At 73.2% G+C, this 19,990-nt stretch carries 18 protein-coding genes and 1 tRNA gene; 9 read left to right on the top strand and 10 right to left on the bottom strand.

The window, feature by feature from the left end; all coding sequences use genetic code 11:
* The first annotated feature begins 41 nt into the window (after positions 1-41).
* A complete protein-coding gene (locus ACWCO8_RS28770) occupies positions 42-1,109 on the top strand; it encodes an LLM class flavin-dependent oxidoreductase (RefSeq protein WP_451034713.1) in 1,068 nt (355 codons plus the stop codon).
* A 282-nt stretch (positions 1,110-1,391) separates the two neighbouring features.
* Positions 1,392-3,095, top strand: coding sequence for a glycosyl hydrolase family 18 protein (locus ACWCO8_RS28765; RefSeq protein ID WP_451034712.1), 1,704 nt, complete (start codon positions 1,392-1,394; stop codon positions 3,093-3,095).
* Positions 3,096-3,172: 77 nt separating this feature from the next.
* On the opposite strand, the gene ACWCO8_RS28760 is transcribed toward ACWCO8_RS28765, so the two are convergent.
* Complete coding sequence (locus ACWCO8_RS28760) at positions 3,173-5,104, bottom strand: putative bifunctional diguanylate cyclase/phosphodiesterase (protein ID WP_451034711.1); 1,932 nt, start codon at positions 5,102-5,104, stop codon at positions 3,173-3,175.
* A 324-nt stretch (positions 5,105-5,428) separates the two neighbouring features.
* On the opposite strand from ACWCO8_RS28760, the gene ACWCO8_RS28755 reads away from it, so the two are divergent.
* Positions 5,429-6,712 carry a M6 family metalloprotease domain-containing protein gene (locus ACWCO8_RS28755; protein WP_451034710.1) on the top strand — a complete coding sequence of 428 codons (1,284 nt, stop codon included), beginning with the start codon at positions 5,429-5,431 and terminating at the stop codon, positions 6,710-6,712.
* Positions 6,713-6,770: 58 nt separating this feature from the next.
* Here the strand turns inward: ACWCO8_RS28755 and ACWCO8_RS28750 are convergent.
* From ACWCO8_RS28750 to ACWCO8_RS28735, 4 genes are all read right to left on the bottom strand, one after another.
* Positions 6,771-6,844, bottom strand: a tRNA-Lys gene (locus ACWCO8_RS28750).
* A complete protein-coding gene (locus ACWCO8_RS28745; RefSeq protein ID WP_451034709.1) occupies positions 6,835-7,506 on the bottom strand; it encodes a bifunctional DNA primase/polymerase in 672 nt (223 codons plus the stop codon). The genes ACWCO8_RS28750 and ACWCO8_RS28745 overlap by 10 nt, the downstream gene beginning before the upstream one ends.
* A gap of 202 nt (positions 7,507-7,708) precedes the next feature.
* Positions 7,709-8,065: a hypothetical protein gene (locus tag ACWCO8_RS28740; protein ID WP_384516025.1), complete on the bottom strand. Its 357-nt coding sequence runs from the start codon at positions 8,063-8,065 to the stop codon at positions 7,709-7,711.
* Between the two features lie 118 nt (positions 8,066-8,183).
* Entirely contained in the window at positions 8,184-8,798 is a 615-nt protein-coding gene (locus tag ACWCO8_RS28735) for a TetR/AcrR family transcriptional regulator (RefSeq protein WP_362011642.1), read from the bottom strand.
* Positions 8,799-8,896: 98 nt separating this feature from the next.
* On the opposite strand from ACWCO8_RS28735, the gene ACWCO8_RS28730 reads away from it, so the two are divergent.
* Positions 8,897-9,475 (top strand): peroxiredoxin-like family protein, encoded by a 579-nt coding sequence (locus ACWCO8_RS28730; protein ID WP_451034708.1) that lies wholly within the window; start codon positions 8,897-8,899, stop codon positions 9,473-9,475.
* Positions 9,476-9,484: 9 nt separating this feature from the next.
* On the opposite strand, the gene ACWCO8_RS28725 is transcribed toward ACWCO8_RS28730, so the two are convergent.
* Genes ACWCO8_RS28725 through ACWCO8_RS28715 form a run of 3 tightly spaced genes read right to left on the bottom strand, consistent with a single transcriptional unit; the run spans position 9,485 to position 13,621 of the window.
* Positions 9,485-10,822, bottom strand: coding sequence for an AAA domain-containing protein (locus tag ACWCO8_RS28725; protein ID WP_451034817.1), 1,338 nt, complete (start codon positions 10,820-10,822; stop codon positions 9,485-9,487).
* Positions 10,823-10,827: 5 nt separating this feature from the next.
* The gene (locus ACWCO8_RS28720) at positions 10,828-12,417 is read right to left on the bottom strand and encodes a hypothetical protein (RefSeq protein ID WP_451034707.1); all 1,590 of its coding nucleotides are present in this window, start codon (positions 12,415-12,417) and stop codon (positions 10,828-10,830) included.
* Positions 12,418-12,457: 40 nt separating this feature from the next.
* On the bottom strand, positions 12,458-13,621 hold the full coding sequence (locus tag ACWCO8_RS28715) for a hypothetical protein (RefSeq protein ID WP_451034706.1): 1,164 nt from the start codon (positions 13,619-13,621) through the stop codon (positions 12,458-12,460).
* Positions 13,622-13,762: 141 nt separating this feature from the next.
* Between ACWCO8_RS28715 and ACWCO8_RS28710 the strand changes: the two genes are divergently transcribed.
* Positions 13,763-14,356 carry a histidine phosphatase family protein gene (locus ACWCO8_RS28710; protein WP_362011630.1) on the top strand — a complete coding sequence of 198 codons (594 nt, stop codon included), beginning with the start codon at positions 13,763-13,765 and terminating at the stop codon, positions 14,354-14,356.
* A 21-nt stretch (positions 14,357-14,377) separates the two neighbouring features.
* Here ACWCO8_RS28710 and ACWCO8_RS28705 read toward each other — a convergent pair whose 3' ends face one another.
* A complete protein-coding gene (locus ACWCO8_RS28705; RefSeq protein ID WP_451034705.1) occupies positions 14,378-15,670 on the bottom strand; it encodes a tetratricopeptide repeat protein in 1,293 nt (430 codons plus the stop codon).
* A gap of 222 nt (positions 15,671-15,892) precedes the next feature.
* Here ACWCO8_RS28705 and ACWCO8_RS28700 point away from each other — a divergent pair, with 222 nt between their 5' ends.
* Both ACWCO8_RS28700 and ACWCO8_RS28695 read left to right on the top strand, forming a co-directional pair.
* Positions 15,893-16,330 carry a hypothetical protein gene (locus ACWCO8_RS28700; protein ID WP_451034704.1) on the top strand — a complete coding sequence of 146 codons (438 nt, stop codon included), beginning with the start codon at positions 15,893-15,895 and terminating at the stop codon, positions 16,328-16,330.
* A 46-nt stretch (positions 16,331-16,376) separates the two neighbouring features.
* A complete protein-coding gene (locus ACWCO8_RS28695; protein WP_451034703.1) occupies positions 16,377-17,252 on the top strand; it encodes a spermidine synthase in 876 nt (291 codons plus the stop codon).
* 6 nt (positions 17,253-17,258) lie between these two features.
* On the opposite strand, the gene ACWCO8_RS28690 is transcribed toward ACWCO8_RS28695, so the two are convergent.
* Positions 17,259-17,765, bottom strand: coding sequence for a hypothetical protein (locus ACWCO8_RS28690; protein ID WP_451034702.1), 507 nt, complete (start codon positions 17,763-17,765; stop codon positions 17,259-17,261).
* Between the two features lie 111 nt (positions 17,766-17,876).
* Between ACWCO8_RS28690 and ACWCO8_RS28685 the strand changes: the two genes are divergently transcribed.
* Positions 17,877-18,578: a response regulator transcription factor gene (locus ACWCO8_RS28685; RefSeq protein WP_362011615.1), complete on the top strand. Its 702-nt coding sequence runs from the start codon at positions 17,877-17,879 to the stop codon at positions 18,576-18,578.
* The gene (locus tag ACWCO8_RS28680; RefSeq protein ID WP_362011612.1) at positions 18,575-19,972 is read left to right on the top strand and encodes a HAMP domain-containing sensor histidine kinase; all 1,398 of its coding nucleotides are present in this window, start codon (positions 18,575-18,577) and stop codon (positions 19,970-19,972) included. The genes ACWCO8_RS28685 and ACWCO8_RS28680 overlap by 4 nt, the downstream gene beginning before the upstream one ends.
* The last annotated feature ends 18 nt before the right edge of the window (positions 19,973-19,990 follow it).

Here is a 19,990-nt window from a genome sequence, read left to right as displayed (position 1 = left end):
TCCTGCGTACACACGTCTGAGCGCAGAAGGGTCGGCACACGGTGAGCGACGCGATTCGGGGCACGGCACACGGGGACTCGCCCGTGCCGCTGTCCGTACTGGACCTGGTGACCGTCGGCAGCGGCAGGACCGCGAGCCAGGCGCTGGCCACCAGCGTCGAGATCAGCAAGCTCGCCGAGCGCCGCGGCTACCACCGGCACTGGGTCGCCGAGCACCACTCGATGCCCGGCGTCGCCTCCTCCTCGCCGGCCGTGATCCTGGCCCACCTCGCCGCGCACACCGAGCGCATCCGGCTCGGCTCGGGCGGGGTCATGCTGCCCAACCACGCCCCGCTGGTGATCGCCGAGCAGTTCGGCACGCTGGAGGCCTTCGCCCCCGGCCGCGTCGACCTCGGCCTCGGCCGCGCACCCGGCACGGACGGCGCCACGGCGGCCGCTCTCCGCCGGACCCGCACGCTCAACGAGGGCGCGGACGACTTCCCGCAGCAACTGGCCGAGCTGACCCGGTTCCTGGACGACGACTTCCCGGACGGCCACCCGTACTCGCGCATCCACGCCGTGCCCGGACCGGTGCAGGGGCCCAAGGGGCGGCCGCCGATCTGGCTGCTCGGCTCCTCCGGCTTCAGCGCGCGCCTCGCCGGCACGCTCGGGCTGCCCTTCGCGTTCGCCCACCACTTCTCCGCCCAGAACACGGTCCCGGCGCTCGACCTCTACCGGGACTCCTTCCGCCCCTCGGCGGTCCTCGACGCGCCGTACGCGCTCATCGGCGTCGCCGCGCTGGCCCACGAGGACGCCAAGGAGGCCCGCCGCCAGGTCCTCACGGGCGCCCTGTCGATGCTGCGGCTGCGCACGGGCCGGCCCGGTCTGATCCCGACGCCCGAGGAGGCGGAGGTGTACCCCTTCAGCCCGACGGAGCGGGAGTTCGTGGAGAGCTGGCTCGCGAACATCGTGCACGGCACGCCGGACGAGGTACGGACCGGTCTGGACGATCTGCGCAAGCGCACGGGGGCCGACGAGCTGATGATCACGGCCAACGCGCACGGCGGCGATGTCCGGCTGCGGAGCTACGAGTTGATCGCCGACGCGTACGGGATGCCGCATCTGGACTGACGTCCCCAGGGCCTGTCCCAGCCGCCTCCGGCGCGAATTCCTTGGTCGGCTGGTTCAGTCCGGAACCATCGACTCCGTTCCCATAAAGGAACCTTAAACCGCTCGTCACCCATGGTGGCGGGCGGTTCGTTTTTGTGCTGCACCGCTCTGACGAGGGTTTTCTCCCGCCAATTGGTCTAGTCCTTAATCTGGTTCAGACCATTGACGTGCTGTTCACGCAGCGGCTATCACTTTGCCAACCGCCGTACCGCGTACCCCTCGTATCCCCCTCGGAGGCCGCACGTGCACCCCCGTAAGCCCTTGATCGCCGCGCTCGTGAGCACGGCCCTCGCCGCAGGCGCGCTCGCCGCGACCGTCGGCATCGGCTCCGCCTCGGCAGCCGGCTCCGCCACCACCGCCACGGCGGCCGCCGACGGCAATGTCCGCATCGCGTACTACGACCAGTGGAGCGTGTACGGGAACGCCTTCTACCCCAAGCACCTCGATACCCGGGGCATCGCGAGCAAACTGGACATCATCAACTACTCGTTCGGCAACATCCACCCCACCGAACTCACCTGTTTCGAGGCCAACAAGGCCGCGGGTGACGACAACAACCCCAACGCGGGTGACGGTGCGGGCGACTCCTACGCCGACTACCAGAAGTCCTTCGGCGCGGCCGACAGCGTGGACGGCGTCGCCGACACCTGGAACCAGCCGATCGTGGGCGTCTTCAACCAGTTCAAGGAACTGAAGGCGAAGTACCCCCACCTGAAGATCAACATCTCGCTCGGTGGCTGGACCTACTCCAAGTTCTTCCACGACGCGGCCAAGACCGACGCCAGCCGCAAGAAGCTGGTCTCCTCCTGCATCGACCAGTACCTCAAGGGCAACCTCCCGGTCGAGGGCGGCTTCGGCGGCCCCGGCACCGCGGCCGGCATCTTCGACGGCATCGACATCGACTGGGAGTACCCCGGCTCCTCCGGCGGCCACCTCGGCAACCACTACGGCCCCGAGGACAAGCAGAACTTCACGCTCCTGCTCGCCGAGTTCCGCAAGCAGCTCGACGCGTACGGCACGGCCAACGGCGGCAAGAAGTACATGCTGACCGCGGCTCTCCCGGCCGGCCAGGACAAGATCAAGTACATCGAGACGGACAAGATCGGCGCGTACCTCGACTACGCGAACATCATGACGTACGACATGCACGGCGCCTGGGACGGCGACGGGCCGACGTACCACCAGTCCCCGCTCTACTCCGGCGCGAACGACCCGACCGACCCCATCGCTCCGGGCACCGAGAAGTACTCGATCGACAACGCGATCGACTCCTGGATCGACGGCAAGCCGGCCTACGGCATCGCGGGCGGCTTCCCGGCCAACAAGCTGACGCTCGGCTACGAGTTCTACTACCGCGGCTGGAAGGGCGTCCCGGCGGGCTCCGCGAACGGCCTCGCCCAGTCCGCGACCGGCGGCTCCAACGCCCGCCCGCTCAGCCAGCAGGCCGGCATCGCCCACTACAAGGAGCTCGGCGGCGTCGTCGACAACGCGGCGAGCACCTTCTGGGACGACCAGGCCAAGTCCTCGTACTTCTACAAGGACGGCGAGTTCTTCACTGGCCTGAACCAGAAGTCGATCCAGGCCCGGGTGGACTACGGCAAGCAGCGTGGCCTGGCCGGCGCGATGATGTACTCGCTCCTCGGCCTGGACAACAACATCACCCTGCTGAACCAGATCAACGACGCGCTCGGCGCCACCACGACCCCGCCGACCACGCCGCCCACCACCCCGCCCACGACGCCTCCGACCACCCCGCCCACGACCCCGCCGACCACGCCGCCCACCGGCTGCGGCTCGGTCCCGGCGTACGTCGCCGGCACGGTCTACAACGGCGGCACCGTCGTCTCCCACAACGGCCGCAAGTGGCTCGCCCAGTGGTGGACGCAGAACGAGACGCCGGGCACGACCGGCGAGTGGGGCGTCTGGAAGGACCAGGGCGCCTGCTAGCTCCCCGCTGAACCACCCATGAACCGCTGCCCCCGCCCGGAATGTCCCTCCGGCCGGGGGCAGTTCCATGCCCGCTGTCAGACGGGAAGCGGCGAGGTGCCGATCAACTCCGCGATACGGTCCGGGGACACCGCCCGCGAGTACAGCCAGCCCTGCCCGGTGTCGCAGCCGATCCGCCGCAGCCGGGTCGCCTGCCCCGAGGTCTCCACGCACTCGGCGGTGACCGTCAGACCGAGCCGGTGCGCCAGCTGGACCAGCGCCTCCACGATCAGCTCGTCCGCCGGGTTGGCGTGCGCCTCGTCCTGGAAGCCGCGGACGAACGAGCCGTCGAGCTTGAGGACCGAGACCGGGAGCCGGCTCAGATACGCCAGGTTCGAATAGCCGGTGCCGAAGTCGTCGATGGCGATCCGCACACCCATGTCGCTGAGCGCCTGGAGCGCCTGGAGCGGCCGGCCCGCCGAGCCCATCACCGCGGACTCGGTCAGCTCCAACTGCAGCAGATGCGGCGCGAGTCCGGTCTCCGCCAGGATCCCCGCCACGTCCGCCACCAGGTCGGAGTCCCAGACCTGCCGTACGGCCACGTTGACGCTCACGAACAGCGGCCGCTCGCGCGGATGGTCCTTCTGCCACTGCCGCGCCTGCCGGCACGCGGTCCGCAGCACCCACCGCCCGAGCTCGACGATCGACCCGTCCTCCTCGGCGATCCCGACGAACCGATTCGGCGCGAGCGTGCCGAACTGCGGGTGGTTCCAGCGCACCAGCGCCTCCACCCCGCGCACCGCGCCGTCCGCGAGCCCGACCAGCGGCTGGTACTCAAGCCCGAACTCCCCACGCTCCACGGCGGGTCGGAGCGTGGAGGAGAGCGCCTGCCGGGTCATCCGGTGGGCGTTGCGCTCGGGGTCGAAGAGCGTCCAGCGGGCCTTGCCGTCGGCCTTCGCCCAGTACAGCGTGGTGTCGGCGGCCTGCATCAGACCCGTCGCGGTCGTCCCCCGCGCGCCCCGCTCCACCACCCCGATCGAGGCGGAGACGGAGAGCCGCTGCCCGGCCAGGTCGAAGGGCTGCTGGAGCGCGCAGAGCACCGACTGGGCCAGATCCGCGAGCTGTTCGGTCCCGGTGGACTCCTCGACGAGGATCGCGAACTCGTCGCCGCCGAGCCGCGCGACCAGGTGCCCGCCGCTCCTGGTGTACCCGTCGTTGTCCGCGCACTCCGTCAACCGGGCGGCCACGGCGGCGAGAAGACGGTCCCCGACACGGTGGCCGAGGGTGTCGTTGACCGCCTTGAAGCCGTCGAGATCGAGGTAGCAGAGACCGATCCGCCCTGTTCCGCCATGCCCGTACGACTCGTACGAAGATCGGAACTCGCCGGACTCGTCGTCCTGGCCCGCCGCGGCCTCCAGGGCGGCCGAGAGCCGCTCGAAGAAGAGGGTCCGGTTGGGCAGCCGGGTCACCGGGTCGTGCATCTGGAGATGGCGCAGCCGGGCCTGGAGCTCGCGCCGGTCGCTGATGTCCGCGATGGAGAGCAGGACACGAGGGCTGTCGGGCACGGGCGAGACGGTGACCTCGGCCCAGAGCGAGCGCCCGTCGGGGTGCTTGAGCCGGCGCGTGCAGCGGAAGCGGGAGCGGCGGCCGCGCAGCACCTCGCGGTACGCGTGCCAGGTGCGGCCGTCGGAGGCGAGGTCGACGAGGTCGGCGGCGGCCTGCTCGCGGAGGGCCGCGCCCTCGGTGCCGAAGAGGGTGCCGAGCGCGTCGTTGGCGGAGACGACGAGACCGTCCTGGTCGACGACGGCCATGGCGAGCTGCGCGGCGCGGAAGGCGGCGCGGTAGTCGCGGAGTTCGGCGTCGCAGGGGTGGGCGGGCGCGTCGTCGGGGCGACCGGGCTCGGGGTGGCCGTCGGGGTGCGCGTCCGGGTGGCCGTCCGGGTGGTCGTGGTGACGCTCCGTGATCGCCGGCGCGGGCTCCCGTGCGACTGAGAGCCGGGTGTGCACCGGTCCTTCGGGGGTTCCGCTCACCGCTCGCTCCCGTTGTGCAGTCGGGCCGTACAGACGTGGTCGGGATGGTCGGCCAAGGAAAGTGTGCCGATCATAGAGGCACCCCAGGGGGCCGTTCCAGCTTCATGGGCGGCCGGCGGCCCGGTGGACGCCCCGAGCCACCTCCCGACGCGGCCCGGCCGATCGTTTCTGCGCGGGTCTGACGCGGGACGGCGGGGGCCTGACCGATTGTGACGTTCCGTGAGCCGTTGAGGGCGCGTGTCGCGTCGACCCCGTGTCGCGCGCTCACCCGACTGGGGCAGCGGAAAAGTGCGAAACACCGCAAATCATCACAAGGTGGTTGAGGTGTCCCGCATTCCGCAGCCGGAGGTCCACGTGAGGGGTCAGCAGCCACCCGGGGGAGTGGACCGCGCACGGCTTCGTGCCTCCGCCGCGGCCTTCACCTCCCTCGTGGCGCTCGCCGCGACCGGGCTCGTGGCGGGCCCCGCCGTGGGCGCCGCGGCGGCGGGACCGTGCGCCCTGCCCCGTACCGCCGCGCACCACTCGCTCGGCCTCGACACCTGGAACGGCGCGTACCCGAAGCCGGTCCGCTCGCTCGACGCGGTCATGGTCTTCCTGTCGTTCCCCGACTCCGAGCCGCTGACCTCGACCGAGGAGCTGGCCGCCGACCACTTCCCCGGGACGAGCGAGTTCTTCCGGAACGCCTCGTACGGCCGCTTCGCGCTGCGCGCGGACACCCGGGCGGAGTGGACCGAGATGCCGAAGGAGTCGACGGCGTACGCCATACGGCGTGACTGGGACGCGGCGAAGCGGACGGCGTATCTGCGCGACGCGCTGGCGGCGGCGGACGACAAGGTCGACTTCGCGCGCTACGACATCGTCTATCTGGTGGCCGACCCCGACGCCCCCGGCGTGGACTCCGACGCCACCAAGGTGGTGAACCTGGAGCAGCCGCTCACGGTGGACGGCAAGGAGATCGAGCGGGTCGTCACCGTCTTCGAGCGGCACCCGCCGGACCGCAACGTCCTCGCGCACGAGACCGGGCACGTCTTCGATCTGCCGGACCTCTACCACCGGCCCGTCGACGGAAAGGGCGACTGGGACACCCATGTGGGGGACTGGGACGTCATGGGCAGCCAGTTCGGTCTCGCGCCGGAGCCCTTCGGCTGGCACAAGTGGAAGCTGGGCTGGCTCGACCGGAGCCAGGTGACCTGCGTCCAGGGGCCGGGCAGCCGCCTGTTCAGCCTGGAGCCGCTGGCGGCGGCGCCGGTGGCCGGCGGTTCGCTCGGCAACCGGCTCGCGGTCATCCGTACGGGGGTGGGGACCGCGCTCGCGATCGAGGCGCGCGGCGCCACCGGCAACGACCGGGACACGTGCGCGGAGGGCATCCTGATCTACCGCGTACGGAACGAGGCGGCGTCCGGCGACGGCCCGATCGAGGTCGTGGACACCCATCCGCGGACCGAGGCCTGCTGGGACCGGTCGGTGTACCCGCCGCTCGCGGACGCGCCGCTGGGCGTGGGCGAGACGTTCACGGTGCCGGGCGAGGGCACGCGGGTGGAGGTCGCGGACCGGACGGCGGCGGGGGCGTGGACGGTGAAGGTGACGGTGCCGCCGACGTCGTCGTGAGGGACGGGTGAGAGCAGCAAGAAGGCCCCCCGCTTGCGCGAGGGGCCTTCTTCGTCTGTGCGCCGCCAGGGACTCGAACCCCGGACCCGCTGATTAAGAGTCAGCTGCTCTAACCAACTGAGCTAGCGGCGCCTGCTGACGTCGTAGACCTTAGCACCCTGATCGGCGCCAGGAAAAATCGAAATACGCACGTCGGCGGCGGAGGCCGCGCGGACCGCACGGACACAGGCCCAGAGCATGACCTCGGGCCCCGGCAGCCAGGGGTGCCGGGTGTCCGGGGCGACGACCCAGCGGGGGCCGCCGGCCGGGGCGGGGGTGAGCGGGGGGATCGTGACGGCGTCCCCGAGGCCGTGGCAGAGCGGGGGCGGGACGGAGTCGCCCCACTCCTCCCAGTGCAGCAGGGCCGGTAACCGCTGGGCGGTCCCGGGCGCGGCGAAGAGCAGCATCCGGCCCCGGTGGACGGCGACGGGCCCGGAGCCGGGGCCCTCCGCCCAGAGCCGGTCGAGCATCCGGCGCCCGAAGATGCTGTCCACGTTCACGACGTCGAAGACCGCCCCGCAGGGCAGGACGGCGGGGGCGGCGGGCCGGCCCTCCCAGAGCGCGAGCGTGGAGCGCGGGAACGCGGCGGCGGAGGCGAGCCAGTCGGCGCCCGGAGCGGTGACATGGGCGGAGTGGTGGCGCCGCTCGTCGGGGTCCCGAAGGAACCTGAAGATGTCCTGCCGCTCGCTCCGCCGCTCGTCGGTGTCGCTCTGGGCCGGACTCAGCGGGGTTTCGTCTCGTAGCCATGCGCTCATGACCCAAGATCTACCGGCAGTGACGGAACTGTTTCCCAGTGTTGCCAAAAACCCGGACAGGGCACGTGCCGGGGGAGTATCTTTCGCCCCGGCATATGCCAGACGGTCGGTCGCCGGATGAGTCGCTTGCCGGACGAGTCGCTCGCCGGACCAGTCGGTTGCCGGACGGGTCAGTCGTCGGACGCGTCAGCCGGCGGTCGGGTCAGTCGTCGGTCGGTGTCCCGCCGGCGCGGAGCAGATCACGACCGAAGTCGATCATCCGGCGGGCGTAGTCCTCGGTCCACTCCGCCCGCTCGGCGACGTCCGCCGCCGTCAGTCGGTCGAAGCGGCGCGGGTCGGCCAGCTGGGCCGCCGCCATCGCCTGGAACTCGATCGCCCGGTCCGTCGCCGCGCGGAACGCGAGCGTCAGCTCGGTCGCCCGCGCCAGCAGCTCGCGGGGGTCGTCGAGCGACTCCAGGTCGAAGAAGTGCTCCGGGTCCGCGGTCGCCTCGGCGGGCTCGAAGACCAGCGGCGCCGGCCGGAGCCGCCGTTGCCCGTTCCGCTCCGCGGATTCCGCCATGGTCCTTCTCCTCCTCGCACGCGCACGGCCCGGAGTTCCGGGCCTCCCTCCATTGTCCCGCGCCGCGCAAGAGGGCGAGGCGCGGGGCGGGTACGGGGGCGGCTCGTGGCGGGCGCGCTCAGCCGTCGAGGCCGCCCAGGTACACCGCGAGCCCGCCGAAGAACTCATGTTCGGCGTCGACCCCGGGCGCGTCCCGGGCCGCCTCGGTCATGAACGGGAAGTGCTCGTGCGGCAGCTCGGCGATGGTGCTCGTGCCCGCGCCGGCGAGGGAGCCGAGGTGTTCGAGCTGGATGGCGCCGACGACGTACGCGACGAGTCCGCGCAGGGCGACGACCCGCCGCTCGCCCTCGATGCCCGCCTCGGCGAGGAGCCCGAGGACCGACTCCGACCAGCGCAGCAGGCCGGGCAGCCGGTGCCGGTGGCTGAGGGTCAGCGGCACGGCGGCCGGGTGCTCGATCGCGCTCGTGCGGAGCCGGGCGACCATGACGACGACCCGGTCCCGCCAGGGCGGTCCCGCGGGGGGCGGGGTCGGGTCGACGGAGCTCAGGACGCGCTCGGCGACGAGGCCCTCCAGTTCGTCGCGGTCGGCGACGTACCGGTAGAGCCCCATGGTGCTCATCCCGAGTTCCTTGGCGACGGTGCGCATCGAGAGGCCGGGGAGCCCGTCGCGGTCGATGACGGCGAGGGCGGCGGCGGCCAGGTGGTCCGGGGTGAGGGAGCGGGGGCGCGGCATGGGTTGACAGCGTACGCCATACGCCTATGGTGTTAAGAGTACGCCGTACGCCTACGATTTCAGGGGTACGGCCGTACGCCTACAAGGAGGTTTCACCCGTGCTCACACCTGGCGCCCGCGTTCCCGTCAGCACGCTCGACCCGGTCCTCGGCCCTCCGGTCGCCGTCCCGGACCCCGACCCCGAGCGGCTGGTCCATCTCCAGTTCCGGCGCTTCGCCGGCTGCCCGATCTGCCACCTCCATCTGCGGTCCTTCGTCCGCCGGTACGAGGAGATCGAGGCGGCCGGGATCCGCGAGGTCGTGGTCTTCCACTCGCCGCCGGAGGAACTCCACCCGCACCTGGACGGCCTGCCGTTCCCGGTCGTCGCCGACCCCGGCAAGCGGCTCTACGAGGCCTTCGGGGTGGAGTTCTCGCCCCGCTCACTCTTTTCCCCGCGAGCCCTGGCGCCCGTGGCGCGGGCCATCGCCCTCGGCACCGGAGACATCCTGCGCGGCCGTCAGCGCCCGCCGCGCCTGAGGCCGCGGGGCGGACGCTTCGGCCTCCCCGCCGACTTCCTGATCGACGCCGACGGGCGCGTGGCCGCCGTGAACTACGGCGTCCACGCCGACGACCAGTGGCCCCTCGACGAACTCCTCACCCTGGCGACGACGACGAGGCGCGCCGCGGCCAAGTCCTGACCTCAGGGCCTACGGCCGCCAGGGCACGCGGTGTTCGGACAGGTGGGAGAGGACCGCGTGGTTGGCCTCCCAGCCGTCGGGGAACTTCACCGTGACGCCGAGTTGGACCGGTTCCGTCGACGGGTGGTCGTCCAGGAGGTCGGCGACGCCCGCGCGGCAGACGACGATGCAGGCGTGGCGGTGGCGGGAGGCCAGGACGCACAGGCGGCCGGTCTCCAGGTGGAAGGCCGTGGCGTCCGGGCGGCCCGACAGCGGGTGGAGGACGACCGTCACGTCGTACTCGCGGCCCTGGAGACGGTTCGCCGTGTCCACGGTCACGCCCGCGACGCCCAGCTCCGCGAGGGCCGCGCGGACCGCCGCCGCCTGGTCGCGGTGGGCCGTGCCGACCGCGATCCGGTCCGGGGTCAGCGGCACCGGCTCCGGACCCCGCTCGCTCACCGCCGCGCCGCCCCGGTCCAGGAGCCGCCGCACCACCAGCGCGACCGCCCGGACCGCCTCCGGGTCGGTGCGCGGAGTGTGCCGGGCCGGCAGTTCGAGCAGGCCCCAGCCCGACTCCGCCGCCTCGTCCAGGACCCGGTCGGGGCCCGAGCCGTCCGACGGCACCCCGAACGTCAGGCGCCGGTCACCGTGGTCCGTACCGCTGCGGAACCGGGTGTACGGGTAGAACGCGTCGGACACCAGCGGCGCCGCCGACGCGGGCAGCCGCCAGGACACCGGCAGCCGGTGCTGCGGCAGCTCCGGGTTGTGCGCCAGGAGCGTGGAGACCGCGGACGCCGACGGGTCGTACGACAGGCCCGCCCACTGCTCCGCGCCCACCACCGAGAACGGGTCCAACTGGCCCGGGTCGCCCACGAACAGCGCCCGCTCGAAGAGCCCCGCCACCGCGAGCAGCGCGTCCGAGCGCATCTGGTACGCCTCGTCCACGATTGCGTGCGCCCACGGCTCGACGTTCTTCACGTGCGCCCACTTCGCGGCCGTCGAGATCGTCACCGGCAGCCCCGCCAGGTCCCCCGCCTTCGCCGACTTCCGTACGTTCTCCAGGCCGTCGAGCGCCTTGTCGTACGGATCGCTGTCGTTCGAGTGCAGCCGCCCCACATCCAGGTCCGGCTGCTTCTCCGCGAGCCGCAGCACCAGGTCGTCCACCTGGGCGTTCGTCTGCGCGACCACCATCAACGGGCGCCCCGCGTCGGCCAGTTCCAGCGCGGCGCGGACCACGAGCGTCGACTTGCCCGCGCCCGGCGGGGAGTCCACGACGACGCCCCGGGCGTTCCCGTGCAGGGTGTCGGCCAGGATGCCGGCGGTGGCCTTCGCGGCCTCCGCCGAAGGGTCGAAGACGTCGGAGGGCAAGGGGGTCACAGCAGGTCCTCCGGCGTCGCGGCGTCGGGCAGTTCGGCGGCGTCCGAGCGCGGAGGGCCGCCGTGCGTCCAGGGTGTCTCCTCCGGGTCGGGCAGCTTCGCGCCCACCCGCTGGTCGTGCTCGAAGAGCGTCCAGGCGATCCGCTCGCCCTTCTCCGGCACCGACCCCTCGGCCGGCTCCTTCGACCGGCCCATCCGGTCCGTCACCCGGAGCACGAGCGAGCCGTCCTCCTCGTACCGTACGAACTCCGCCGTCTGCGGCTTGCCTTCGAGCGAGCGGAACACCTTGACCCCCGCGCCCAGGTGCGGCCGGTCGTCCGTGCGGACCGTCAGCAGCGGGCGCGGCGAGGGGCGCTTCGACTCCGACCAGGCCATCGTCACCTCCACCACCTCCGCGACGAACGCCTCGCCCGACAGCCGCCGCCCGGCGAGCACCAGCGGATCGTCCAACGCCTCCTGCGCCTCCAGCTGGCCCTGCGCCGACTCCCGCGCGGCCAGCTTCTGCGCTGCCGTCACCGCGTCGTCGCGGCGGGGCTGCGGCGGCTCACCGGCGACCACGCGGTCGCGGTGGCCGGTGAACGACCAGCGGTCGCGGGTCCACCGGTCCGGCACCCGCGCGCCCTCCGGCAGCTCCCGCACCAGGTCGAGCGCGCGCCACACCGCCTCCCAGGTCGGCTTCAGCTGGGAGACGATCAGCCGGCGGATCTCCCGCTCGGCGCGGTGCAGTTCGGCGAGCCGCTCGTCGGCGCTTTCGCCGTCCTCTGCGGAGGCCAGCGCCTGCCGGGCCCGGTCGAAGCGCTCGATCGCGGGCGCGAGCAGCCGGTTGTCGAAGTCCGGGTCGGTCGCGGGCCCCGCGGGCGGGCAGAGCAACTGCCCGTCCCGGTCCCGGCCGAGCTCGGCTCGGAGCGCGGCTTCGGCGCCCGACTCGTCGCCGTACGGGTCGATCCAGGCCAGAAGCGCGCCCAGGTGCTGGTCCTCCAGGGAGGACTGGCCCGTCGCCCAGTGCCGGTTCAGCAGGTCCGTCGCGGACAGCAGCAGTGAGGAGCCCGGCACGCGGGCCCGTTCGCCGAGGTGGGTCAGCCAGCGGCCGAGCAGCGGCACGCGCGGCGGCGCGGGGAACGGCGTCTCCGGGTCCTGCTCCGCCGTCCGCCGGAACCGCATCGACCGCCCGAGGAGCCGTACGTACTCGATGCCCGCCCGGCTCGGTACGACCAGCTGCGGTGCGTCCGCGCACAGGTCGACCTCGACCTTGACCTTCTTGCCCGTCTCCGGGTCGGTCTCGTTCCGCTCGGCCGCCTCGACGACGTCCGTGAACGAGTCGATGTACGGCAGGACTTCCTCGGCCAGGTCCGCGAGGAACGCGAACCGCAGGTCACGGTCGCGCGGCTGCGCGACGACGAGCAGCCGGGGCTCCTCGCGGTCCGTCCCGACGAGCGCGCCGAGCGGCGCGCCCGCCTCGCCCGCGGTCGTCAGCGGTACGAGGACCAGCGGCCGCTCCGACACGTGCCGGTGCCGCACCGTGGCCAACGGCTGCGCCCGCCCGGCCTCGACGGCCTCGAGCCGGGCGAGGGTGGAGATCAAAGACATGGAGAGCCTCCTCGTCGGCCAGTGTCCGCCCGCCTCGCGCTCAGCAGGGGCATTCGACGACCGCCCTCGGTGTCCGTGCGGGCGCCATCGCCAGCGCCTCGGCGCGCAGTGCCTGCGCCCTGCGCAGGGCCTCGACCGTCGGGTCGTCCGGGTCGCCCTCCTCGCCTCGGGCCGCCGCCAGGACCGCGCCGACCGTCGTCAGGCTGCCCAACTCGCCCCGTACCGAACGGCCCAGGGTCTCCACCGCGCCCGCGTGCCGGGCCCGGTCGCGGCAGTGGAAGGCCAGCTCGCACGCCGAGAGGCACTCGGGGGCGTACGCGTGCGGGACGGACTCCACGGCCTCCGCCAGCTGCTCCGCCGAGCAGCTCTCCACGTCGAAGGTGACACCCTCCGGCAGCGCGGCCGCGATGTCCTCGATCCGGGTGAGCCGGGTCAGCTGACGGCGGGTCACCGACAGCTGCTTGCGCACGTCGACGACCGAGGCCGTCGGCAGGTTGGAGAAGTCCTTCGGGCAGACGAGGAGGACGTGCGGGGCCACCTCGGCGCCCTCGGTCACCGCCGCGACCCGCTCCAGGGCCAGGACGTACACCGCGGACTGGCGGGCCGCCGCGCCCACCTTGGACGCGTCCGCCGAACCGTCGATCATCGGGAAGGACTTGATCTCGACGACCGTCCACCGACCGTCGGGGTGCACCACGACCGCGTCGGGTTCCAGATAGGCGGGGGAGCCCGCCACCTCCAGGGCCAGCATCGGGTGGTCGAGCAGCGACCACACCCCGGCGGCGGTCGCCTCGCGCAGCGCGAGGGCCGTGCGGGCGGCGCGGCCCTGGGGACCGGCCGCCGTCAGGTCAGGGACCTGGACGGCGCCGGGCTCCTCGATGCCGAGCAGCCGCAGCAGCTCGCGCCCGCCGTCCGCCTTGACCTTCGCCTCGAAGGCGTTCCCCCGCATGAACGCGAACTGCGACTGCCCGAACGCGGCCGGCGAGCCGAGCTTCGACGCGAGCGCGGTCTTGTCCACCCCCGCGCCGTCGAGCAGGGCGCGCCGCCGGCAGCCGGGGTTGGCGGCGAGCGCCGCAAGGGCACGCGCGTCCAGCGGGCGCGGCACCACGGCCGGCCCGCGCAGCTCGGCGAGCCGCTCCCACACCCGCGGCTGTCGTGTCGTCTGCGGAGGAACAGAGGCTCCGCCGTCGAGGGAATCGCTCACCCGCGGAAGTCTCCCATCCGCCACTGACATCCGACCGCCGTTCCCCGCGAACCGCAGGTGAGGGGCGGCCCGCAGGCCACCGTGAATTCAGGTGGGAGATGATGGGGGGACACCGCTCCGTCGAACATTCAGGGAGCCTTCATGGCACCGCGCATCCTGCTCGCCCGGCACGGGCAGACCGAATGGTCGCTGTCCGGCCGCCACACCGGCAGGACGGACATCCCGCTCCTCGAAGAGGGCCGCCGCGGCGCGAAGCTGCTCGGCGAGCGGCTGCACCGGGGGGTCTGGAACGGCCTGCCGAACGTGGAGATCCGTACGAGCCCCCTGGTGCGCGCCCGGGAGACCTGCGACCTCGCGGGCTTCGGCGAGCGGGCCCAGGACTGGGACGCGCTGATGGAGTGGGACTACGGCGCGTACGAGGGGCTCACGCCGGCGCAGATCCACGAGCGTCAGCCCGGCTGGCTGCTGTGGCGGGACGCCGTGCCGGACGGGGAGAGCCTGGCGCAGGTCTCGGCCCGGGCCGACGAGGTCGTGGAGTGGGTGCGGTCGGAGGACCGGGACGTCCTGGTCTTCGCGCACGGGCACATCCTGCGGACGCTCGGCGCGCGCTGGCTGGGCCAGGACATCTCCTTCGGCGCCCGGATCCGCCTCGACCCGACGAGCCTGTCGATCCTCGGCTGGGCCTACGGCGAGCCGGCCGTGGAGCGCTGGAACGACACGGGCCACATGGAGTAGCCCGCCCCGGCGGAAGGGCGTTCAGCGGGCCGCCGCCAGGACCTGGCTCGTCTCCGTGAGGAGGCGGCGGATGCGGGAGGACTGGACGTCGCCCAGGGAGTCCACCACGCGCCGGGCCTCCGCCGACGCCTCGTCGCGGCGGCCCGCGTGGGCCAGGTTGCTCGCCAGCTGGGCGCGGTAGAGGGCCAGGTTGCGGGCGAAGTGAGGGTTCTGCAGAACGGTCGCCCGGTGGGCGTGGCGGGCGGCCCGGCCCCAGTCGCCGAGCGCCGCCCAGCAGTGGGCCTCCTGCGCCTCCAGCTCCGGTTCGCCGAAGAACGACATCCACTCGGGGTCCCGGTCGCCCGGCCCCTTGGCGAAGTGGCTGTGCGCGCGGCCCAGGGCCTGCTCGCAGGCCGACCGGTCGCCGAGTGCGGCCCAGGCCCCCGCCTCCCGAAGGGAGAGGAGGGCGAGCAGCCGGGCGGAGGCCAGCGGCTGGGCGGCCCGCAGCCCGGCCTGTGCGGCCCGGACCGCCTCCCGGTACCGTCCCGCGTCCCTGGCCAGGAACGACGTGTTGCAGAAGGCGTGCGCCTCCAGGGCGGGATCGCCCGCCACGCGCGCGGTGGCCAGCGCCTCCGCGTAGTGCGAGCGGGCGTCGTCGATGCGGCCCGAGTCGTGGGCGAGCCAGCCCACGGAGATCGCGAGTTCGCCCGCGCCCGCGTGCAGCCGGTCCTCGGTGGAGCGGCGGGCCGTCGTGCCCGCGTCGAGCAGGGCGTACGCCGCGCGCAGCGGCTGGGCGGCGGCCTTGTACAGACCCTCGGCGCCGTGCCGGTCGTCGAGCAGCCGGATCTGCCGTACGGCGTCCTCGACGGCGCGGACCTCGGCCTCGCCGATCCTGTGGGCCCCGCGAGGGGCGGGGATCGCGACGGCCGTGCCGCCGAATCCCATCGAGACGGCCGCCACCGTGGCGGTGCCGCTCGTCATGAACGCGCGACGCAGCACGTCGCTCTCCTCATCGTTACGGGTGGTGAGGGCGGGTCCTGGCGGTGCCCCGGCCGGGACGGCGGCCGGCCTTCGGCCGCGTACCGCCTCCCGGGCCGAGAAGCCCAGGTCCGCCAGGGAGAGGCCGGGGAACATGTGCAGGAACACCCGCTCGTACGCGTAGTTGGGACAGCGGATCTCACCCGCCTCCACGCGCCCGATGTAGCGGGCGTCGCACGCGACCTGCTCGCCGATCTCCCGTGCCGCCCGGCGGACCGTCGCGGCGAACTCCGCCGGCGAGTGCTGTCCGCGGAGCCGGCGGAAGGCGAGATTGGGAACTGCCCCTGACACCGCCATGGCCGAGCCCTCTCCTGTGCTGCCGGTGTTCCGGCGGGGCAAAACGTACCTGCTGTGACCGGGTGCTCACGCAGGGTTTTGCCATAAATCGGATATCTCGCTCGCGATCTGCCATGAACTGCCATCCTTTGCGGCGGCGTGCCGCCGTAGCCGTTGACGCACACGGGCGTTGAACCATGTGGAGAGACGGAACGTGTCTTCTCAGGAGCGAGGAGGGGTCCCATGTTGGAGATCGGATCGCAGTCCACCGCACTGCACGCACCCACCCCGGACGCCAGTGCCCCGTGCACCGCACCCTGCGACCTGGTGACCGTCCCGGTCCGCCAGGGCCTGGAAGCCGTGGACATCCTCCGTCGCGGCGGGACCCCGCTCGTCGGCCCCGTGCTGCACGACGGCGCCTGCGACACCCTCGGCTTCCTCGTGCCGCCCGGCACGGCGGCCGCCTGGGACATGCCGGGCAGCGCGTGTACGCAGACCTCGGGCCGTGGCCTGCGGATCCCCGAACTTCCGGAGCTCCCCGAGCCCGCCGGCGACGCCCCGCGCCCGGCCGGCTGGCTGCTGCCGCCCGGGGACTCCGGCGAGGTCACCGACCCGGCCGTGCTCCGCGAGGCCCTCGGCCAGGCCGCCCGCCTGATCGAGGCCGCCGACGGCTGCCACTGACAGGCCCCGAGCCTCGTCGGGCGGGGACCTGGCGTGCGTACCGATAATGGAGCACGTGGCAAGGAACAAGCAGCGTGAACGAGCGGCCGCGGCCGTCGCCGTCGTCGAGACCGTCGACGGCGGTCTCGCGGAGCTCATACCCGACCGGGAGCGGCCCCGCGGCTGGACGCTGCTCATCGACGGCGCCCCGCAGTCGCACGTCGACCTCGACGACCCGGCCCATCTCTCCTTCGAGTACCAGCGGCGCCTCGGCCACATCGCCGACCTCGCCGCCCCGCCGAACCGGCCCCTCCAGGTCGTCCACCTCGGCGGCGGGGCCTTCACGCTCGCCCGCTACATCGCCGCCACCCGGCCCCGCTCCACCCAGCAGATCGTCGAGCTCGACGGCTCGCTGGTCCAGCTCGTCCGCCGCGAGCTGCCCCTCGACGCGGCCGCCCGCATCCGCGTCCGCTCCACCGACGCCCGCGCCGGGCTCGCCAAGGTGCAGGACGGCTGGGCGGACCTGATCATCGCCGACGTCTTCAGCGGCGCACGCACCCCCGCGCACCTCACCACCGCCGAGTTCCTCGGCGAGGTCCGCCGGGCCCTCAGGCCGGGCGGCTTCTACGCGGCGAACCTCGCCGACGGGCCGCCGCTGGCCCATCTGCGCGGCCAGATCGCGACAGCCGCGACGGTCTTCCCCGAACTCGCCCTGACCGCCGACCCGACCGTGCTGCGCGGCCGCCGCTTCGGCAACGCCGTGCTCCTCGCCTCCGACCGGGAGCTGCCCGTCGCCGAGCTGACCCGCCGGGTGGCGACCGACCCGCACCCCGGCCGGGTCGAACACGGCCGCGAGCTCGCCGACTTCACCGGCGGCGCGAGCCCGGTCACCGACGCGAGCGCGAAGCCCTCGCCCGTACCGCCTGCGTCCGTGTTCCGGTAGAGCGCGTCAGCGGTCCTCGATCTCCACGCGGGGCGCGGTGTCGTGCCAGACGCAGAAGACCGACAGCTCGCGGCCGTCCTTGGTGAACGTGACCCGGATCCAGGTGGGTTGCTTCCACACCTGCATCTGCCAGCCCGAGTTCGGCCTGGCCGAGACCAGCTCCGCGGAGGTCTCGCCGAGGTCGAAGACGACCTGGCCGCCGTCCACCGCGTAGGGCTTCACGCTTCCGCCGCCCTGCGGCGGCTTCGTGGTGGGCGGCTCGGAGGGGGTGGTGGGCTTGCGTGAGGGGGTCGCCGGGGCCGAGGACGGCGGCTTCGTGGACGGGTCCGCCGACGGGGTCGCGGAGGCGGTGGGGTCCGGAGCGTGCGTGGACGAGGCACGGGTCGCGTCGTCGGTGGTCCCGGCCGGAATCGGCAGGGCGCGCGGCGGGTCGTAGACCGTACCGGCCAGTACCGTATGGACGCCCCACCAGGACAGAGTGACCGCCGCGCCCGTGGCGAGCGACCACGCCATCGCGTGAACAAGTCCTCTATGCATCCGGGCCATACTGCACCACCCCGGCGACGGCCGTCCCACAGGGTGGACCTTGCCTCGGGTTCGCCCGTATGGCGTACGGTGCGGGCCATGGCAAGTGTGCTCGTGGTCGAGGACGACCAGTTCGTGCGCTCCGCCCTCATCCGGCATCTGACCGAGGCCTCCCACACCGTACGGAGCGTCGGAACGGCCCTGGAGGCGCTGCGCGAGGTCGCCCATTTCCGTTTCGACGTGGTCATCCTGGACCTCGGACTGCCCGATCTGGACGGGTCCGAGGCGCTGAAGATGCTCCGCGGCATCACCGATGTGCCGGTGATCATCGCGACCGCGCGGGACGACGAGGCGGAGATCGTCCGGCTGCTCAACGACGGCGCCGACGACTACCTCACCAAGCCCTTCTCCGTGGAGCACCTGTCCGCGCGGATGGCCGCCGTGCTGCGGCGCTCGCGCGCGGCGGCGGGCGAGGTCCCGCCGTCGCGGGTGATCCAGGTCGGCGGTCTCTCCATCGACCCGCTGCGCCGGCAGGCGGAGCTCGACGGAGCCGGGCTCGACCTGACCCGGCGGGAGTTCGACCTGCTGGCCTTCCTGGCGGGCCGGCCCGGTGTGGTCGTGCCGCGCAAGGAACTGCTCGCCGAGGTGTGGCAGCAGTCGTACGGGGACGACCAGACCATCGACGTACATTTGTCGTGGCTGCGGCGGAAGTTGGGCGAAACGGCCGCCCGGCCCCGCTATCTGCACACCCTGCGCGGGGTGGGCGTGAAGCTCGAACCGCCGCGGGAGCAGCAGCCGTGAGATGGGCACTCGTCAAGGTGTCGCTGGCCGTCACGGCCATGGTCGTCATCGCCTTCGCCGTACCGCTCGCTCTCGTCGTCAAGGAGATGGCCAACGACCGGGCCTTCTCCAACGCCGAGCGGCGCGCCGCCGGGCTCGCGCCCGTGCTCGCCATCACCACCGACCGCGACGAGCTCGACCGGGCCGTGGCCACCACCGAGGACGGCGCCGCCGGGCGGATGGCCGTCCATGTCCCGGCCGGCGACGAACCGGGCGCCGAGGCGCTGGAGATCGGCACCCGGCGGGCCACGGAGGAGGACCTGCGGACCACCCGGGAGCTGGGCCGGGCCACCATCGCCGACGTGGAGGGCGGCTCGGTGCTGCTCCAGCCGACGGCGCTCTCCACCGGCCAGGTCGCCGTGGTCGAACTCTTCGTCCCCGAGGGCGAGGCCACCAACGGGGTCACCACCGCCTGGCTCGTGCTCGCCGGTGTCGGCATCGGCCTGATCGTGGGTTCGGTCGCGGTCGCCGACCGGCTGGGCGTACGGATGGTCCAGCCCGCGCAGCGGCTCGCGGGCGCCGCCCACGACCTGGGCGAGGGCAAGCTCGGCGCGCGGGTCCCCGAAGAGGGGCCGCCGGAGCTGAAGTCGGCCGCGATCGCCTTCAACTCCATGGCCGACCAGGTCGTCCAGCTCCTCGCCAACGAGCGCGAGCTGGCCGCCGACCTGTCCCACCGGCTGCGCACCCCGCTGACCGTGCTCCGTCTCAACGCCGCCTCGCTCGGCTCGGGGCCCGCGGCCGACCAGACCCGGGCGGCGGTCGAGCAGTTGGAGCGCGAGGTCGACACCATCATCCGTACGGCGCGGGAGGCCAAGCCGCAGACCCAGGCGACCGGGCCCGGCGCGGGCTGCGACGCCTCCGAGGTCGTACGGGACCGGATGGACTTCTGGTCCGCGCTCGCCGAGGACGAGGGCCGCAAGGTGCGGGTCGCGGGCGTCGACCGGCCGGTCCGCATCCCGGTCGCCCGGCCCGAACTCGTCGCCGCGCTCGACGCGCTGCTCGGCAACGTCTTCCGGCACACCCCGGAGGGGACGGCGTTCTCGGTGGACGTCCACAACGGCGACGACGCCGTCATCGTGCTCGTCTCCGACGCGGGGCCCGGCATCGCCGACCCGGCCGCCGCGCTGACGCGCGGCAACAGCGGCCGGCGGGACGGGTCGACCGGTCTCGGCCTGGACATCGTCCGGCAGATGGCGGAGGCCACCGGCGGCGACGTCGCCATCGGGCACTCGGTGCTCGGCGGTACGGAGGTCCGGATCTGGATCGGTCTGGACGGGCGCCGCTCCGGCGACACGGGCGGCCGGCGCGGCCAGCGGGGCCGCCGCAAGAAGGCGCCCGCGCAGCGCGCTCGGTGAGGGGCAGGTCCCCCGTCC

Source organism: Streptomyces sp. NPDC001927 (assembly GCF_053594455.1).
The sequence above is the reverse complement of the archived record's forward strand: the minus strand, read 5'-3'. Positions and strand labels throughout refer to the sequence as shown.

Bases quoted from the DNA above. Each gene is read 5' to 3' on its own strand.
- ACWCO8_RS28735 (WP_362011642.1), bottom strand. From the start codon at position 8,798: ATGCCGCGCCCCCGCTCCCTCACCCCGGACCACCTGGCCGCCGCCGCC.
- ACWCO8_RS28690 (WP_451034702.1), bottom strand. From the start codon at position 17,765: ATGGCGTGGTCGCTCGCCACGGGCGCGGCGGTCACTCTGTCCTGGTGG.
- ACWCO8_RS28710 (WP_362011630.1), top strand. From the start codon at position 13,763: ATGGCACCGCGCATCCTGCTCGCCCGGCACGGGCAGACCGAATGGTCG.
- ACWCO8_RS28720 (WP_451034707.1), bottom strand. From the start codon at position 12,417: ATGTCTTTGATCTCCACCCTCGCCCGGCTCGAGGCCGTCGAGGCCGGG.
- ACWCO8_RS28705 (WP_451034705.1), bottom strand. From the start codon at position 15,670: ATGGCGGTGTCAGGGGCAGTTCCCAATCTCGCCTTCCGCCGGCTCCGC.
- ACWCO8_RS28740 (WP_384516025.1), bottom strand. From the start codon at position 8,065: ATGGCGGAATCCGCGGAGCGGAACGGGCAACGGCGGCTCCGGCCGGCG.
- ACWCO8_RS28695 (WP_451034703.1), top strand. From the start codon at position 16,377: ATGGAGCACGTGGCAAGGAACAAGCAGCGTGAACGAGCGGCCGCGGCC.
- ACWCO8_RS28700 (WP_451034704.1), top strand. From the start codon at position 15,893: ATGTTGGAGATCGGATCGCAGTCCACCGCACTGCACGCACCCACCCCG.
- ACWCO8_RS28685 (WP_362011615.1), top strand. From the start codon at position 17,877: ATGGCAAGTGTGCTCGTGGTCGAGGACGACCAGTTCGTGCGCTCCGCC.
- ACWCO8_RS28745 (WP_451034709.1), bottom strand. From the start codon at position 7,506: ATGAGCGCATGGCTACGAGACGAAACCCCGCTGAGTCCGGCCCAGAGC.